This is a genomic window from Serratia sp. MMO-28 (assembly GCF_037199905.1).
Classification (GTDB): domain Bacteria; phylum Pseudomonadota; class Gammaproteobacteria; order Enterobacterales; family Enterobacteriaceae; genus Chania; species Chania oryzae.
Genome location: NZ_JBBCVB010000114.1, coordinates 1 through 259, shown reverse-complemented (window position 1 = coordinate 259; position 259 = coordinate 1). Strand labels below are relative to the sequence as shown.

1 protein-coding gene is annotated in these 259 nt (G+C 65.6%); it reads left to right on the top strand.

What is annotated here, in order from left to right; genetic code table 11:
- On the top strand, nt 1–259 hold a 259-nt coding region (locus WG891_RS26785), incomplete at both ends, for a hypothetical protein (protein WP_337265120.1).

The window sequence follows — 259 nt, the reverse complement described above, 5'->3', positions numbered from 1 at the left end:
GGCCAATAATCTGGGCACCTCGGCGGCCAACGTCAATCTGACCGACGCCACCGCCCAACTGTTGCTCAATGGGTTGAGCGGCCCCCTGGCCAATACCCTGAGTGGGGTGGCGGGCTCGACGGTACAGCTCAATAACGCTGCCGCCACCACCCTGACCGGCACCAACAGCGGTTTTGCCGGCCTGTTCGACCTGGTGGGCAACAGCGCGCTGACCGTCTCGCAAGACGCCAACCTGGGCACCGGCAGCGTCAGTCTCGGC